This is a genomic window from Luteolibacter luteus (assembly GCF_012913485.1).
In the GTDB taxonomy this organism is placed as follows: Bacteria; Verrucomicrobiota; Verrucomicrobiia; order Verrucomicrobiales; family Akkermansiaceae; genus Haloferula; species Haloferula lutea.
Genome location: NZ_CP051774.1, coordinates 2,530,308 through 2,544,248 on the forward strand (window position 1 = coordinate 2,530,308; position 13,941 = coordinate 2,544,248).

13 protein-coding genes are annotated in these 13,941 nt (G+C 58.7%); 2 read left to right on the plus strand and 11 right to left on the minus strand.

The genetic code is table 11. The features are described from left to right. Positions 1-13 precede the first annotated feature (13 nt). A complete protein-coding gene (locus HHL09_RS10680; RefSeq protein ID WP_169454628.1) occupies positions 14-946 on the minus strand; it encodes a phosphotransferase enzyme family protein in 933 nt (310 codons plus the stop codon). A 58-nt stretch (positions 947-1,004) separates the two neighbouring features. On the opposite strand from HHL09_RS10680, the gene HHL09_RS10685 reads away from it, so the two are divergent. Continuing rightward, positions 1,005-1,598 (plus strand): hypothetical protein, encoded by a 594-nt coding sequence (locus tag HHL09_RS10685; RefSeq protein ID WP_169454629.1) that lies wholly within the window; start codon positions 1,005-1,007, stop codon positions 1,596-1,598. Here the strand turns inward: HHL09_RS10685 and HHL09_RS10690 are convergent. From HHL09_RS10690 to HHL09_RS10715, 6 genes are all read right to left on the minus strand, one after another. Then, positions 1,590-2,063: a hypothetical protein gene (locus tag HHL09_RS10690; protein WP_169454630.1), complete on the minus strand. Its 474-nt coding sequence runs from the start codon at positions 2,061-2,063 to the stop codon at positions 1,590-1,592. The genes HHL09_RS10685 and HHL09_RS10690 overlap by 9 nt on opposite strands. Before the next feature lie 10 nt (positions 2,064-2,073). Then, positions 2,074-3,183: a serine hydrolase domain-containing protein gene (locus HHL09_RS10695; protein WP_169454631.1), complete on the minus strand. Its 1,110-nt coding sequence runs from the start codon at positions 3,181-3,183 to the stop codon at positions 2,074-2,076. A gap of 56 nt (positions 3,184-3,239) precedes the next feature. After that, positions 3,240-4,880: an RlpA-like double-psi beta-barrel domain-containing protein gene (locus HHL09_RS10700; RefSeq protein ID WP_169454632.1), complete on the minus strand. Its 1,641-nt coding sequence runs from the start codon at positions 4,878-4,880 to the stop codon at positions 3,240-3,242. A 148-nt stretch (positions 4,881-5,028) separates the two neighbouring features. Further along, positions 5,029-6,186, minus strand: a complete 1,158-nt coding sequence (locus tag HHL09_RS10705) for a hypothetical protein (RefSeq protein ID WP_169454633.1) — start codon at positions 6,184-6,186, stop codon at positions 5,029-5,031. A 410-nt stretch (positions 6,187-6,596) separates the two neighbouring features. After that, positions 6,597-7,181 (minus strand): PEP-CTERM sorting domain-containing protein, encoded by a 585-nt coding sequence (locus HHL09_RS10710; RefSeq protein ID WP_169454634.1) that lies wholly within the window; start codon positions 7,179-7,181, stop codon positions 6,597-6,599. 198 nt (positions 7,182-7,379) lie between these two features. After that, positions 7,380-7,778 carry a hypothetical protein gene (locus HHL09_RS10715; RefSeq protein ID WP_169454635.1) on the minus strand — a complete coding sequence of 133 codons (399 nt, stop codon included), beginning with the start codon at positions 7,776-7,778 and terminating at the stop codon, positions 7,380-7,382. A gap of 382 nt (positions 7,779-8,160) precedes the next feature. Here HHL09_RS10715 and HHL09_RS10720 point away from each other — a divergent pair, with 382 nt between their 5' ends. Next, positions 8,161-8,991 (plus strand): DUF642 domain-containing protein, encoded by an 831-nt coding sequence (locus tag HHL09_RS10720; RefSeq protein WP_169454636.1) that lies wholly within the window; start codon positions 8,161-8,163, stop codon positions 8,989-8,991. 90 nt (positions 8,992-9,081) lie between these two features. Here HHL09_RS10720 and HHL09_RS10725 read toward each other — a convergent pair whose 3' ends face one another. The 4 genes from HHL09_RS10725 to HHL09_RS10740 all read right to left on the minus strand — a co-directional run bounded on the left by HHL09_RS10725 (position 9,082) and on the right by HHL09_RS10740 (position 13,932). Then, on the minus strand, positions 9,082-10,443 hold the full coding sequence (locus tag HHL09_RS10725; protein WP_169454637.1) for an SGNH/GDSL hydrolase family protein: 1,362 nt from the start codon (positions 10,441-10,443) through the stop codon (positions 9,082-9,084). A 270-nt stretch (positions 10,444-10,713) separates the two neighbouring features. Then, a complete protein-coding gene (locus HHL09_RS10730) occupies positions 10,714-12,168 on the minus strand; it encodes an ATP-dependent nuclease (protein WP_169454638.1) in 1,455 nt (484 codons plus the stop codon). After that, positions 12,165-13,349, minus strand: a complete 1,185-nt coding sequence (locus HHL09_RS10735; RefSeq protein ID WP_169454639.1) for a DUF262 domain-containing protein — start codon at positions 13,347-13,349, stop codon at positions 12,165-12,167. The genes HHL09_RS10730 and HHL09_RS10735 overlap by 4 nt, the downstream gene beginning before the upstream one ends. A 52-nt stretch (positions 13,350-13,401) precedes the next feature. Beyond that, the gene (locus tag HHL09_RS10740) at positions 13,402-13,932 is read right to left on the minus strand and encodes a dCTP deaminase (protein WP_169454640.1); all 531 of its coding nucleotides are present in this window, start codon (positions 13,930-13,932) and stop codon (positions 13,402-13,404) included. Positions 13,933-13,941 lie beyond the last annotated feature (9 nt).

A 13,941-nucleotide genomic window follows, 5' to 3' on the forward strand; every position in this document is an offset into this window, starting at 1 on the left:
CGCTCGCGCAGCTTCAGCCTTGGCCGCGCATCGCTTCCATCCACTCCAAACGACGCCGGAGCCTCTCGCGTCGTTCGGGCGCCATATCCGGATAGAGGATGGGATACCAGGCCGTCATCACTGCGGCGCGCCCGATCATGGAATGATGCATCGCCCGTTCGTCGAAGTTTCCTCCCGCGGCCCGATAGGCATCAAGGATGCCGTCCGCGGTGGCGTGATCCTCTTCGAGAACACGCGCGTTCCAGATCATTGCAGCGAGGTCCCACTCGACCGGCCCGCTGAAGGTATCTTCCCAATCGGTCCACAGCAGGCCGATCGTGGTATTCATCAGATTGCCGAGATGAGCGTCACCATGCAGCGGTTGGCGAGGATAGCTGGCGAGTCCTTCGATCGAGGAGAGGAGGCAATCGCGAAGGAGTTCGATCGACTCCTTCGGAAACAGTTTCCGCTGCACGAGGGCTTCCAGCAGATCGACGCTCTCGGTGAGGATCGCGAGGTCCGGCAATTCTTCGTCAAACTTTCGCAACACCTCATGGCAATGAAACATCGTTCGCCCAATCGCATCGGGGGCGGGTTCTTCATCGATACGCGTGACGAATTGCCAGAAATTGATGGGATAGCCCGAGTGCTCGTGCGGCCCCGCGGCAATCGCGGGATGCATGGGGATCACGGGGGCTCCTTCGCTTGCGAGATGCTGGGCCACGGCATTTTCCCGACCGAACCACGCGGTGCCCTGGCGCGGACCATCGAGGTCCTGCACGACCCGTGCCACGAGGGATTCGGTCAAACGCAGGACCAGCGTGCTGCCATTTTGCAGGACATCGCAACGGTCCGGAGCGATGCCATGAGCCTTGGCGGTTTCGATGGCGGCGCGCGTAGGAAGATCGGAGGCAGGCATGGGGAAAGGTTGGCGGGAAGCGAAGCTGAAGATTCGGGCGGCTGCCATCGCGGATTTTTACAAACTCCCCCTTCCCCTGCCCTTCTCTCCGTGATGATATGTCGGGATGAAACTTCTTCTGCCGCTGCTTCTCCTTTCCCTGGCAGGGTCTCCGCCGTGTCTGGCAGCAGACGCCGCCGCGCCGCCAAGCCTAAGGCAGCAGTTCGCGGCCACTCCTCTCACCAGCATTGTCATTCCTTCGCTAACCTTCGACCAGGTCACGCTGGCCGAGGCGATCGCGATCTTCAATGACCAGGTGAAGAAGCAGACCGAGGGAAAGATCGAGGTCCAGTGGGTCTACAAGGACATCGATCCCGCCAAGTGGCCGAACCTCATCACGCTGAATGGAAAGAAGATCACCGCCGCGAAGCTCTTCAACGAGATCGTCGCGCAGGGGAAAATCGAAGCGAAGCTGGATGAACATGCCATCGTGGTCCGGCCGAAGGAAGGCGCGGCAAAGGACCCCGCTCCGAAGCCGGTGCCGCCAACGGCAAAAGCACATGCACCCGCACGGGATGCAAGCTTCGGCAACAAGACGAATCTCGACATGGGCCGCCGCTGGGACCACGCGAACGTGGATACCTCCTACAAGAACGACGACTACGACAAGACTTCGATCAAGGGGCGCAATCCGGTGAAGAAACCGCAGGCCTCAGAATAGCTCGCCTTGAGGGGGAGGCTTGGGAGGTGGCGGTTCGAGCGGTTCCATTTTCAGGATCTGCCCTTCCGGTCCGAAGACTCCAAAGAGGGCGGAGCGCGTGTCCCGGAAGAAGGCGAACTCCGCGGGAGTAGCTTCCGCGGTGACGAGTTGAGCCAAGCGATAGGGCTCGCCATTTTTTCCGACGGTCACCGGTTGGAGGATGAAGAACATGTAGGCTCCCGCAGGTACAGCCCCCCAATTGAGTTCATTGTCATCCTCCGCCTTGATGCCGATCTCTGCGACCAACTCGGCGGTGCGCACCAATTGATAGCCTGGCTTGCGTTCCCACCAGCCGAGTTTCTCCGATTGGGCAGAGCCCGCCCATTGCGCTTCGACGAGGGTTCCATCGCGCTGGACGAAGGGAGTGAGGGAGCCTTTCGCAGCGCTCCGAATTTTGCCGTCGATGGTACGGAAACAGTGAGGCATGGCCCGGAGATTATTTGCCGGGAGGGGTCTTCACTTCCAGCTTTCCGATGGCCTCCTTGAGCTTCGCTTGGGCGGAAGGGTTTTCGGGGATCGGTGGGTTGGAATTCTTCAGGGCAGGAAGAAGCTTGTCCCAGATGGCATTGAGCTCGGCCTGCATATCGGCACCACCGGCGGTCATGGCGATGACGGTGTCCTGCTCAGGGAGGACGATGCAGAATTGGCCGCCGGCACCATCGCCGCGGAAGGCTCCGTTCTGGCAGCGCCAGAATTGGAAGCCGTAGCCTTGCTTCCAGTCGGGACCCATGCCGGTGTGGGAGCCGGGATCATTCCGGACCTGCTTGCTGGTGGCCTGGGCGACCCAGTCTTCGGTGATCAGTTGCTTGCCGTTCCACTTTCCTTTCTGGAGGTAGAGCTGCCCGAGCTTCGCGAGATCCTCAGTCTTCAGGTAGAGACCGTAGCCACCGAGCGAGTAGCCTTCCGCGCTTTCGTCCCACTTGGCACCTTCGATGCCGAGAGGATCGAAAAGGCGGGGCTTCAGGTAATCGACGACCTTCTCTCCAGTCACCTTCGTGACGATAGCGGAGAGGACATAGGTGCCCATGGTGTTGTATTGGAAATGGGTTCCGGGAGCGTGCGCGAGGGGCGTCGCGAGGAACTGCTTCACGGTGGGGCCGCTGCCGGGCGCGGCCTTCGGCTCCGGGTCGTGGCCGCTGCTCATGGTGAGGAGATCGCGGACGCGCAGGGCTTTCAAATTTTCAGAAATCTCGGCAGGCGCGTTGTCGGGGAAGAAGCCGAGGACACGGTCATCGAGGGTGAGCTTTCCCTCGGCGACGGCGAGGCCGACCGCGGTGGAGCAGAAGCTCTTGCTGACCGAGTTCAGGATGTGCGCCTTGTCGGCGGCTTCGGGTTTCCACCATGCCTCGGCGACGACCTGGCCGTGGCGGAGGACCATGACGCTGTGCATGGAGGGGATGCGGTCGAGGGCTTCGACAAACTCGCGGAGAGCATCACTGGAAACGCCTTGGGCTTCCGGGGATCCGGTGCGAGGCAGAGGCTCGGCAGCGAGGATTCCGGCACTGCAGGTGATCAAGGCTCCGACAAACAAGGCCCGGTTTTTCATGATGCGGCATGCTCCTCGTTCGCCCCGGCGTGTCAAACCAGCACCGCGCGGCGGGCTTAGCGGACTTCGAACTCCATCTCATCGAGCCACACGTTGGGCAGCGAGCCGGAGGTATTGGCGGAGATGCCGAAGCCCCAGATGATCGGCGGGGCGCCGGAGGCTTCGAGGGGAAGGCGGATCACCTGCCAGCCGCTGGTGAGCGCGGGAAGGAGGACGTAGGGCGAGATCACTTGGGGGCCGCCGACGGTGTTCGAGCCGTGGATCCACATGCCGACCTGGCCGGCGGGAATGGCGGCGGCGCTACTGATGACGATTTTCAGCATACCGTTTCCGGGGCGGGCGAAGCCGGGGTAGTTGGAGAAGGTGACGCCAGCGAAATTCGCGAAGCTGCTGATGCGGAAGCTGGCGGAGCCGGAGTAGGCCAGGGAGCCATCCGCGGCGAGGATCGCGGCACCGCCGTAGGCGCCGGAGGACCAAATGTCGCCGGGGACGCTGGTGAAGGCGTCGTGGTAGACGGGACGGAGGCGGTGTTCCGGAACGGGGGCGAGATCGGGAAAGGTGGTGAATTGGGCGGAGCCGGTGATCTTCTGGCTATCCGCCATGGAGGGTATGGAAGGAAAGGTGACGACCTCACCGAAGCGACTGGTGACGCGGACGGCGACAGGAAAGGCAAGAGGGGTGGTCGTGGCTTGGAAGACGAAGGTATTGAAGGGGGTGCGCGGCAGGTCGATCCAAGTGGTGGCGCCGTTGTTCAGGAGCTCCACCTTGTCGACGCCGGCGCGGTAATTGTAGGGGCGCAACTGGGTGTAATAGGGGTTCGAGCCGGGGACGACGAAGAGCTTCAGATTCCCGGTGACGGGTGCGGGAACGAGGCGGACGCCTGCGGTGAAGCCACCATCGGTGGTGCCGCCGCTGAGGACCTTGAAACCATTCGGGCCGAGATCGAAAAAGCTGCGGCCAGCATCCACCGTTCCTGCCGGAGCGGTGGTGGTATCGGTAATCATCACGGTGGTGCGACCGTGGGGGCCGGCGAGTTCGTAGCACTCCCCAGCAGCGGCGGCGTTCTTGCCATCGCGATGATACTCGGCGGGATCGAGCGCCCCGACGAAGCCGTCTTTGAAAAGCTGCGGCATGTCATCGTAGATGGGACCGAAGCCCGCGGCGCCTTCGTAGTTCGGGAGGGGCGTGTGGGAAGCGGCGGAGGCATCGCGGATGCCCACGGCTGGAGCTTGGGCGCGGAAGAAGCCGCGGGGAGCGGACAAAGCGTCGAGGGCGCAGACGTAACGCCCGTCCAGCCCGCTATAGGCAAGCTCCCGCGGGGTCCATAAGTTGAGATCGGGAGAGGATTGAATGGCGAGCGGCTGCTCGGCGGCAGTGGTACCGGAGAGGTGCCATGCAGGGGCTCCGAGGGTGGGAGTGAGGGTGGCGGCGGTATCGATGCGGCGGAAGCGGAAGGCCGCTTCGCCGGGCAAACCGTCCATGCGGAGGGTGATAGGGATGCCGCGGCCGGGGAGCACGACGCCGGTGGAGATCCAAGCGGCGGAGCCTCCTTGCTGGATATCGACTTGCCAATTGGTGGAGCTTGGCAAGGTGCCGTTGAGAACGGCGGTGCGGGCGATCTTCAGGTCGTCGGCGGAGGAGGAGGCGGCGAAAATTAACGAAGCTGCCGCCAAGCCCGTTGGGAAGGTCCGGGTCATGAGGCTGTCAACCTAGCTCAATCTTCGGGGTTCGCAAAGGGCGGAGGGCTAAGAGCGAGGAGGAAAGGCAGAGTGCCGGGTGATCCGTGTCCCTGGCTTCACGGGGTTTCGATGCGCAGGAAGTAGCGGGCGGGAGCTGGGGCGAGGTTCACGACGGCTCGGTAGTTTCCGGGGGTCGGCTCGGTGAGGGTAGTGCCGGGGTTAGGTCGTGGGGAAAGGTGACGAGGTCGGTCGAGCCGCGGAATTTCCAACCGGTGATACCGGGGGTGCCCTTGAAGTCGACGTTGAGGATATTGCCACTCTTGGCAGTAGCGGTGATTTGCGGGAGGGAGGTGGCGGCGGGAGGACGAAGGAGGAAGCCGCGGCGGTAGGCGCCCTTGTAGCCGACACCGGTGATGAAACGGCCATCAGGGCTGATGTCGTAGGCTTCTTCAAAGGTCCAGCCGGAGCCGGTGGCATTCACGATTGCCGAGAGCTGGTAAAGGGTGCCGCCTTGATAGAGGCGGGTGCCGCCGACCATGCTGCCGTCATCGGCCAAGGCGGTGGGGACGAAGGAGCTCAGCTCTTGCAAGGGCTGATTGATGCCCGGGCAGTAGAAGCCATTGCTGCCGGAGGACTCGGTAAAGAGCTGGCCGGCGAAGGCACCGGAGGCATTGATGTCATTCGGCAAGGCGGAAACGTAGCCGCCGGGAGGCGCGATGAGGATGGGGTCGCCGCCATTGCGGTAGATGCCGGTCTTATAGACGCCGGAAGGGGCACGATTGAACTCCCCGACCATCTGTCCGGCACCGTTGACGGCGCGGAGGATGCCGCCTTCGAAGGCAGGTTGGCCGGTGACGGGGAGGACGAGGTTGAAGGAGGTCCCGCTTCCCCAGGCGGCGAAGTTGCCGGAGCTGCCGACGAAGAGGCCGTTGTCATTGACGGCGTTGATCTTCGTGCCGCTGGCCATCATGGTGTAGGCATTCGTCTGGAAGAGGAAGCCACGGCTGGTTTCCGATCCGCCGATAAGGCCGCCGGGGGTGATCCAGTTGGGGTAGCGGCGAAGGGAGTCGTTCTTGGTGCCGATGTAGGCGGTGGCTCCATTCTGGAAGGTGACCCCGTAGCTGCCGCCGGTCTGAAGGGTAACGGAGCCGACGACGGTTCCGGCATTGTTGACGCTTTGGCCGGAGCTGCCGTCGATGAGGCTGCCGGAGGTGCCATCGATCATCGCGAGCTCGACGACTTCGAAGAGCGGAGCGGCGGGGAGATTCGACGCAAAGGCCAGGGACGCGAGGAGGGCGACCCGAGAGGAGCGGGGGAAGCTCATGTGACTGGGGGGTGGGAGAGCGGCGTGGAGGGACGCCGGTATGCATGAGCTTTAGCAGTTGGGGTCGGGAGGGGGAAGGCAAGAGTGCCGGGTGATCCGTCAGCACTGATCCGTGGGAGGGCCCCTGGGGCGGAGCGGCGCGAAATCAAAGGTCCCCAAGCCGGCGGGGACCCCGAGGCGGGGGAAAAAGCGCCTGTTATGCCTGTTATAACTGGAAAAATAACAGGTGCCCGGGGACCTCTGGGGACGGTGCAACGGGGAAAAATTTTTCCCCGGAAGGGAGGGTTCCGGAGGTCGCGGCAAAGGGATCGGGACACATGGCAGGCGCGGACGATGCCATGGGAACGCTTGGGGATCGACTGCTGGCAGTGGTCCCCGCGCGGGTAGTTCTTTGATGGGCGTCCGCCGGCTCAGCGGCGGCGACGGAGCAGGGCCAGCGATCCCACCGCTCCGAGAAGTGCCGCCGAGGGCTCCGGGACGCTGAGGTCCACGATATTGGCAATCCGGGTCCCCGTTTCGTCGGCGATAAAGAAGTTGCCTTCGAAGGTCTGCGCAATCTGGGGATTTATGCCCGCCACACTGTTGAAGGTGTAGGTGCCAGCCTTGATCGTGAAGATATCGCCCGTCTGCAAGGGGGTATCGCCGAACCAGACGTAGAGGTAGCCGTCCCCCGCCTCCATGTCCGGGAGAGGTCCGTCCACCCAGTTGTCGGCCAACATGCTCTCCAAGGAGACCGTGGGGCCATCGTTGACGGTGAAGGCGAGCTCCGGAGCCAGGCTCGCGAAATCCTGGGCGGCGTCGGCGGTGACCCAGTTGTCAAAAACCAGGCAGGTGATGCCATTGATCGGGTCCGCGGTGATCTCGCTGACGATGTCCGTGGTGATCGTCAAGGTGCAGGGAGCACCCGGGGTTCCGACATCGCCCGCGATGATGATCGCGGCGGAGAGCGGAGAGGACAGGGCGGCGAAGGCGGTGAGGAGCGCGAACGATTTCATGGGCCGGATATTCAGAAAGCCCGTATCTTGCGCTCAAGAATCAAGTCACACGCTTTCGCGTAGCTTGGCACCGGGGCCAAGCCGGGAGAACCGCGGAATCCGCTGAAGACAGGGAAATCCGGACCATGCCTGCGCCAGCCCCAGCCCAGCGGCCCGATGGGAAGGAAGCCCCATGAAGGGCTTCCGTCCGCTGATGGGTTATCCCAACTCCTCGTGGATGAAGACGAGGACGAGGTCGACGAGTTCGCCCATGCCTTCGAAGAGTTCTTCTTCGATGGTGGAGAGGTATTCCTCTTCGGTCTCGCTGTAGTCGAGGCGGTCTTCGGGGCGGGTTTCGCACCACTGGCTGGCGTTGAGGGGATCGACGAGGGTGCTGGCTCCGATGAGCTCGAAGGAGGCGATGACGCGCTGGGTATTCACGCCGCTCTGCCAGAAGGCGTGCAGGCCATCCTGGCTCTCAAGGAGTGGGACGGTTTCATAGACATCCATGAGCGCGCGCTCTTCGCGAGTGAGAGCCCGCTTGGCCGATTCGCTCTCGAGACGATCGACCAGCAACTCCACTTCATCCGGCCATTCGATCGGTTCGTGAGAAAACATTTTCGTGTCGCGCGGGCTTAGAGCGAGGGCGCGAGACTTGGCAAGTGAAACAGGAGGAGGGAGGAAAGGCAGAGTGCCGGGTGATCGGTGAGCAGTGATCCGTGGAAGAAGGCGCTGAGCGCTGGGGGGAGATAAGAGAGGGAAGGCGGGGGGACGGCTGGAGAGAGGTGGGAGAGCCCCCTATCTCCGGCTGCTAGATGGATCTTGGCAAGATAGGGGTGGGCGCTATTTTCAGTGCGACTGGTTTTTCGTGCCGGGGTCTCCTGATCGCCAGTGGCGGGCCAGCCTTCCCGAATCTCTCCCTTCCCCCCTCCCCTTTCCTGCTCTCGTCTTGGAAGGGATTCCGAGGGTTTTCCCCACCCCTAAATTCTACCCCTCCCGCATGAAGTATTCCCCTGCCATCCTCCGTCCGGCCTTGGTGTGCCTCGCCTGCCTAATCCCTTCCGGGGCCGCTGATGCCCAGAACCTCCTCACGAATCCGAGCTTCGAGCTCGGCGGCTTCGTGGATCGCGGGGACGGCTTCCAGATCCTGCCGAACGGTTCCACGGCGATGACCGGCTGGACGGTGATCAATGACAGCCTGGCGTGGGGCAAGTTCCCGAACTCCGCGGTGAATGTTCACCCGGCGGTGCCGCGCGACGGGACTTTCTTTTTGGATCTCCAAGGGGACGGCTTGCAGAACGCTCCCTTCGGCGGCGTGTCCCAAAGCATCGCCACGACCGCGGGGAAAAAATATGTCCTGAGATTCAGCCTGGGGACCCAGCAGGACGAGGGTTCGCCCTTCACCCACGGTCCGATCTCGGTGAGCGCGAGCGCGGGGGCGACCTCGTCCACCTTCACCTACGATCCTTCCGGGACCGGCAGCCAATGGCAGGAGTTCAAGCTGGTGTTCGTGGCGCAGGGCCCGAGCACGGTGATCAGCCTCATCGGTCAATCCACCGCTGGCGGGGCCTACATCGGTCTGGACCACACTTCGGTGATCGAGGTGAAGGATCCAACCTTGGGCATCGCGCTGGTGGGAGGCCTGCCACGGCTGACCTTGACCGGCTCGGTCGGCTCCACCTACCGGATCGAGCATACGGATGATCTGACGGCCTCGTCGCCTTGGCCGACGATGGTGGACTACACCTTGGCCACCCCCTCGCAGGACCACACCGACCCCGTCGTGCCGATCAACCGGCATTTCTATCGGGCACGGCTGATCAGCGAATGAGGATTGGTGGGCTTCAGGCCTGGTTAGGAGGGAGGATTCACCGGAGTGACTGGCGCGTGTCCGCCCGGAAAGGCGGGCCGCGGGTGACACTTAATGTTCGGCGGGCCGGATCTCGAAGCGGTGCGGCTGAGGTTGGTTGCTCTTGAAGATCTCATCTTCGATCGCCTTCGCGGCGGCTTCCGCTGCTTTCACCCGCTCGTCCATCCCGGGCATCTTGGTTTCCGCGTCGGCCAGCCGCTGCTTCTCCGCTTCATCCGCCGGGTTCTTTTCGACCTGGCCCTGGAGGAATTTCACCGCCTGGAAATTGACCCACTCGTTGCGGAGGGTTCTCACCGGTCCCTCGTTGCGCTGCTTGTTCAGCTCCGCGACCTTGGCGGCCTGTTGATACTGCGGGGCCTTCGCCAGGTCATGCAGGGGCAGGCCGGCCTGGAGCTCCTCTCCGGTTGCGCGGGCGACCTCCGCTCCGTCAATCGACACGGTGTAGGTGCCGGCGGGGAGGCCCGATACGGTCAAGGTTTGCCGGCTGAACTTCTGGCCGAGATCGGTGAGGCGGACTCCGGGGTGGGCGGCTTCCGGCAGCACCCAAGGCAGGGCGTTTTCGAGGGAGGTGAAAGAGAGCCCGTCCGCCGTTCCTTCCAAGCCGGTGATCTCCGCGGACTCGGCGGTGGAGGTCCATTTTTCCTCCTGAAGGGTGAACTTCATCTCCGAGACGATCCGCGGGAGATTCAGGTCCTCGATCATCGCGGCCGCCATGATCACGTGGCCCGGCGCGTCCGGGTGGACCGAATCCTTGATCAGGGTGAAGGCCGGATCCTTCTGGCGCTCGTGAAGCGTGGTCTGATTCAAGGGGCCCCACATGTCGACGAATCCGAGGCCCCGCTCGCTGGCGGTGTCCCGCAACCACGCGCCGTAGTAGGCGAGCGTGGCGTTGTAAAAGGTGACCGCTTTCGGCCCCATGAAGCCACCGGGCGGCTGCATGCGCTTGGCGCGGGCGTCGAACATCGTGGGCGTCATCAGGACTGCCGTGGCGCCGCAGGCGTCGATCTTTTCCAGCAGCCGGTTCATCTCGGTGCTGTAGCTGGTGAAGACGTCATCCAGATATTCGGCATACTTGCCGTCGTTCATCCCCAGCAAGACGGTGACGTACTTCGGCTTGTAGGCGGCGACGTCCTGATCGAAGCGCAAGAGGGCGTCCCAGGCACGGGAGCCGCCCACGCCGGCGTTGTGCAGCCGCAGCCTCATCTTCGGGAAGCGGGTGTAGAAGTAGTCCTCGACGTATTGGGTGTAGAGGCACTGGTGGGTGATGCTATCGCCGAGGAAGACGATGGTGTCGCCCTCGTGGAGATCCAGCTTGGCCAAGGGCGCGCGTGGCACGTAGACGGCGGGTTCCTCCGCGGAGGCAATGCCGATCCCGGCCAGCGAGAGGGAGAGGGCGAGGGTCCAAGCTTTCACGGGATGGGTCATCGGAATGCTTTCAACGGTTCGAAGGAGGGGAACCTTGCGAATGGGTGGGGCGCTCTGCTTCAAGGAAGCGGACTCCAATAACAACGGTGAGCAACTACATGGGGTATGCCTTGGGCCGCGATCCGCCGGCCCCAAGCTCTGAGATCCCGCTCCGCCCCGCAGTGGTGGAGGTGAGAGGCAAGTGCTTCCACCAGCTTCTCCTTCAAGCGTCCCCGCCTCGGGGCCAAGGGGAGCGCACTCCGCTTCATCCGGCCTTTGTCATTGCTCCTGGAGAATCATCATCAACAACTCGATAAATTGCTTCTCAGCTTCGTCTCTACCGCCTGATTCGAGCCAGAGATCAAAAGCAACCTCCACGACCCTAGTCGGCGGAATATGGTTGGCTGACAACCAACCAATTAGTTTGTCAAACCAATCGTGATGATCCAAGGCAATCATTGTAGAAAGCTTCGCAACCCACGTTGAATGAGAAATACCTAACGCAGTTGCAACGCGATCGGAAAACTTCTGGATAACATTCTGAAATAATACATTCGGAGGCAATATCGAAGGCAGATATGTTACCATCAATCCGGTCAAATCGTGTTTCCCTCTTTCATTTCCATCAAGTAATCCAACGAGCTTGAAATAGCGCTGACGATTCGGAAACTCCCTGACAGCCTTCAAAATATCTCCAGCAGATTTATGAGTAACAATCTTCCACGACTTGAGAAAGTCTAAGCTAAATCTCCTAAACCATTCGGACGCTAGAAGCTTCGCACATTCATCCTCTACTATAATAAGACCGGATTTACGCTGAACAGGAGGCATTCCCAACATCTCTCGAAGGCTTTCTTGAGATTCTGCGATCAAATATTGGGAACCTCCCAATCGAGAAAGCACTATAGTCCACTCTACTGGAACATTAGATACTATCTGCGGCGAATGAGTAGTCAACAACGCGCTACAATTTTTTTTAAGACAATCTTTAGCCAAAAGATCTATCACGTATTTCTGGGAACGGGACGAAATGTAACTTTCCGGCTCCTCCAATAAAATAATTGACCGTTTCTGCAGCCTCCTGAGATGCCAGAAAATGTAATGAATCGCAGCTTCTCCCAATCCCATTCTCTCCGTACCGTAAGTCACCCCGTGTGCAGTCACACGAAAATAAGGAACGGGGAATGGCATGCCAAAATCTTCCAATTCGTAAACTTCGCACGAATTATATACCTTACCCACGGCAGCAGAGGCTAACTCTACGTCGCCCGTGGAATATTGAACAGGAGAAACTTGAGCAAGTAATTCCTCCAAGTTGGTTTCCCGCCTGAACTTCCTAACAATCTCAGGAACGTCTGCCCCCGTATTGATCCAGACCACGGCAGGGCACCCTAGATCCGGCAAATCGATATTCCCATTTGAGAGATCAGCAGAAAAATCCGTCACCTTATCACCTTCCAGAATTTTCACTGAAAAAGTGCCACCTGAAGTTTTAAAATCAAAATTATCGCACAATTGCTTCTGATCCCACCCGAGAAGAAGTGCCACACAATGCAACAACGTACTCTTCCCCACCCCATTCAGGCCCGCTATAACCGAAATGGGACCATTAAACTTGATTTCTTCATTCGGAACATTCGGAAAACATCGTGACTCTATAGAGTAAATTCTCGGGAATTTATCTGGCCGATTGGACAAATTTCTCCAGTTGTCTGATATTTTCGCATCCCTCATCCCCAAGCCCCCCAGTTGATCGCTTCGAGGAGCTGATAAAATGATTCTTCGCCTATGATGACATCTTGACGAAAAATGTTTCGCATTTCACGAAGCTGAAGTGATGGCATGTGCTCCACAAATTCCAGCCCTCCTCTCTTACTTAGATATGCCATCATACAATATGCTATTGCAGCATCCCTCAGAATCAGAGAAGACACATCCCCAACACGCAGAGACGATCGATCAGTAAAAATATTTAAGATTCTAACCGAATAGCCATGAGGCGTTTTTGATCCATTTGAAAGTAACTTTGAATCCAATCGATCATGTTCAAATTCTTCCAAGAACCTAATGAATTCAGTTTCAAACCAAGCTCGATTGAAGTGAGGAAACCACCTCGCTATGAAGCAGAGCCAACTCAATACGGTAGCCTTGTTAAATTTAATAGGCAGAAACGCCCTACTAGACGCCGAGCCGAATATTCTTAAAGAATTTTCCACGGCTCTAATGACGTCATTAGAGAACGGATCTGAACTGCGATATCTTTCGGTGATAGCAGTTGCGGTTATTTTTTGACGAAAAGATCTATTCTCAGCTATTAAGCATTGTTTAGCGACAATATCATCGAACGCCATCCTAGAGTTAGAAAATCCTAAATAGTGCTCTGAAAGGCCGAACTGTTCAAATCGTTCGCAAATAGATCTTATTTGTTCCCTCACGGGACCGAAAAAAGCATTTCTCTGCTCCGACGCCGTTAGTGCCGCAGGTTGATTCAATCTGAAAAATAACTCTCCCGGCTCATCCGGCTCAAAATCTACCAAGCGAAAAACGCGGATAGTAAATCGGTCAAAGCGCCATCTGAAATGTTGCGGTAAATCGTGGTAGCTGCATCCGTTAATAGAGGCAAGGTCAGCGTTAAAAGGTGCTGTATTTCCGTTAACTCGGATTTTCCCATGAACAAAATCTCTGATGGCCACCAAACGTTGCTGACCATCTAAAACCTCTTGTTTCCCAGAAGGCCTCTCGATCACGTGAATAGGCGGAATATGCCAATCCCTTAAAACTGTATCAATCAGTCTCTGTTTTTTACTGTCTGCCCAAACTTCTCCACGTTGGAAGTCGGGTTGAAGGTCAAGCTCATTACCATCAATCCGTCCCATTATTGTTTTAATATCAGGATCGGAAGCCAGAAGTTTCATGACAAAGGGATTCTTAAAAATGCACTCAAATTGATGAAGTTAAACCATCAAATCAATATTTGCATCTCATTGAAGTGGGAAATTCGGCAAATTGATATCGCCCAGAGTATCCAACTTGAAGCGATCCAGTCAGATGATGAATAAAAAGCTGAGCAATCGGAATACCCGGCCGAAGAGTATAGTGAAACTTGCTGAAGTTAACAAGCTCTAAAGTAATCCTACCCCGATAACCCGGATCTATTTGCCCATCACATAAGTGCACTGTGACAAAGCCGCGAGCAATAGTTCCTTTAGTTTGAATAAACCCCATCCGGTTCAAAGGAATATCCACTACTTCTGCTGTAGTAGCCAAAATCCCTGCTCCGGGACGAAAATCGATCTCTCCATTGGAATTTAGCTCTACCGCTTCAACAGGAGCCTCGAAAGGTAGCGAGCGGGCACCTGCGACGTCTTTGTATCGAAGGAATGTTGTCCCTAGATGAAGTCCAATAGATACCAGATCAATAGAAACGTCCAAGCCATCTTCTCGAGTGACCCCACCCTGTTTCACCAATTCTACAAGATCTCCTTGAGATAAAATCATAGATTGTAT

Coding starts and splice junctions, on each gene's coding strand:
- HHL09_RS10680 (WP_169454628.1), bottom strand. CDS start 946: ATGGCAGCCGCCCGAATCTTCAGCTTCGCTTCCCGCCAACCTTTCCCC.
- HHL09_RS10685 (WP_169454629.1), top strand. CDS start 1,005: ATGAAACTTCTTCTGCCGCTGCTTCTCCTTTCCCTGGCAGGGTCTCCG.
- HHL09_RS10690 (WP_169454630.1), bottom strand. CDS start 2,063: ATGCCTCACTGTTTCCGTACCATCGACGGCAAAATTCGGAGCGCTGCG.
- HHL09_RS10695 (WP_169454631.1), bottom strand. CDS start 3,183: ATGAAAAACCGGGCCTTGTTTGTCGGAGCCTTGATCACCTGCAGTGCC.
- HHL09_RS10700 (WP_169454632.1), bottom strand. CDS start 4,880: ATGACCCGGACCTTCCCAACGGGCTTGGCGGCAGCTTCGTTAATTTTC.
- HHL09_RS10705 (WP_169454633.1), bottom strand. CDS start 6,186: ATGAGCTTCCCCCGCTCCTCTCGGGTCGCCCTCCTCGCGTCCCTGGCC.
- HHL09_RS10710 (WP_169454634.1), bottom strand. CDS start 7,181: ATGAAATCGTTCGCGCTCCTCACCGCCTTCGCCGCCCTGTCCTCTCCG.
- HHL09_RS10715 (WP_169454635.1), bottom strand. CDS start 7,778: ATGTTTTCTCACGAACCGATCGAATGGCCGGATGAAGTGGAGTTGCTG.
- HHL09_RS10720 (WP_169454636.1), top strand. CDS start 8,161: ATGAAGTATTCCCCTGCCATCCTCCGTCCGGCCTTGGTGTGCCTCGCC.
- HHL09_RS10730 (WP_169454638.1), bottom strand. CDS start 12,168: ATGAGGGATGCGAAAATATCAGACAACTGGAGAAATTTGTCCAATCGG.
- HHL09_RS10735 (WP_169454639.1), bottom strand. CDS start 13,349: ATGAAACTTCTGGCTTCCGATCCTGATATTAAAACAATAATGGGACGG.
- HHL09_RS10740 (WP_169454640.1), bottom strand. CDS start 13,932: ATGATTTTATCTCAAGGAGATCTTGTAGAATTGGTGAAACAGGGTGGG.